This window comes from Stutzerimonas stutzeri (genome assembly GCF_013522825.1).
In the GTDB taxonomy this organism is placed as follows: domain Bacteria; phylum Pseudomonadota; class Gammaproteobacteria; order Pseudomonadales; family Pseudomonadaceae; genus Stutzerimonas; species Stutzerimonas stutzeri_AK.
In genome coordinates this window covers 1-1660 of the sequence record NZ_JAAMQZ010000092.1, presented here as the reverse complement: position 1 = coordinate 1660, position 1660 = coordinate 1, and the positions used below count along the sequence as shown (strand labels likewise).

The following is a 1660-nucleotide window of genomic DNA, read 5'->3' as shown; positions in this document are numbered from 1 at the left end:
AGAAACCAAATCCTTGATCAGCTCCCATGACGCATCAGAAAGTTCGTAACGCCTTGCCATACGGGCCTCCAACCGGTCATGGCGGCAATTTTAGCCACAACGACTTTTCGTACAAAACCTAATTCGCACTGGCAGGGGGACTTCAACCGAAGTCACCAGTGTCAGATAATGGTTGCAGCTGAGAACCATGGCTTAGCGTACAAACATCTCAGTGCTCTGTGATTTCCCTTTATTTCGCATAACCCGTTAGTCACGCCTTATGGCATAATGCCATTATTGCTCATGGAGACTCATCTTGCGCTCGAACCTGCCTGTCACAACCGTTGAACAAATATTTCCAGTCCAGCAGCGATTGATCTCTGCTACGGATACGAATGGGAATATTTCCTATGTGAATGACGAGTTTATGAGAATAAGTGGCTATTCTCGTGAAGAGTTGTTGGGCAGTCCGCACAATTTGGTTCGTCATCCCGACATGCCTCCAGCTGTTTTCGGGCTGATGTGGGGCTATCTGAAGGCTGGCAAAAGCTGGATGGGTATCATCAAGAATCGCTGCAAGAATGGTGACTTCTATTGGGTCAGTGCGTATGTGACACCTATTCTCGAAGATGGCCGCTTAACAGGCTACGAGTCCGTTAGAGTCAAGCCGACTCGGGAGCAAATTGATCGCGCACAAAAGCTGTATGACCGGTTGCGTGCAGGTAAAAATTCCATTCCCCAAAATCGTCATTATGCGGCATTCATGAGGAGGATGGTCTTACCTGCAACTGCGGCTGCGTTGGCAATAGGTGCGGCTAGCGTGCTGCCAAGCCTGGCAGCACAAGCGGTAACTGCCGTGCTCTTTCTCGTTACAGGATGGTGGTCCTATACGCGGCTGGAACATCAGTTGAGTCATATCATGAAATGCGCCCCTGACGCTTTTTCAGATCCGATTAGCGCCATCACTTACAGCGATACGTATGGCCCTTCAGCGCAGTTGGAAATGATATTGATTAGTGAGGATGCACGCCTTAAAACCGCACTGACTCGGCTAAGCGATCTGGCCAGCCAAGTGGCTGAAGCCGCTGCGCATTCCTCCTTACTCTCGAACCAAACTGAAAATGCCTTGCTGGAGCAGCGAGCGGAAACGGACATGACGGCAGCCGCCATGACGGAGATGGCGGCCTCAATCAACGAAGTGGCAGGGCATGTTCAAAAAACCGCCATGGAAGCGCAAGCAGCAAATGAACTGGCTGAACAAGGTGATAAAGTCGCCGGTACTTCCCGTGAGGCCATTCAGTTGCTGGCCAGTACCGTCACGAATATCAGCACTGCTGTGGATTACCTTGCCAATGAAACCCAGCAAATTATGGCTGCTGCGGGGGTGATTCAAGCCATTGCTGATCAAACCAACCTACTCGCTCTCAACGCTGCAATTGAAGCGGCTAGGGCTGGTGAGCAGGGTCGTGGTTTTGCGGTAGTAGCTGATGAAGTCCGGGCCTTGGCCGCTAAAACCCGCGTATCGACTCAACAAATTCAAAACGTCATTGAAACCCTTGGCGGTTGCAGGAGCTGAGTGCAACACGGTTATTGAATTGAAGCCGGAGCATCATGCCGCATCGCCATGGCATTTTGCATGACCTCTCCCATCACCTCGATGGGGCATTTGAAGTCGAAGCGC

Annotated in this window: 1 pseudogene; it reads left to right on the top strand. The window is 51.1% G+C overall.

Annotated features, from left to right (window positions below):
- Positions 1 to 295: 295 nt before the first annotated feature.
- Positions 296 to 1537, top strand: a pseudogene (locus tag G7020_RS23705) (methyl-accepting chemotaxis protein); the annotation flags it as partial.
- Positions 1538 to 1660: the final 123 nt, after the last annotated feature.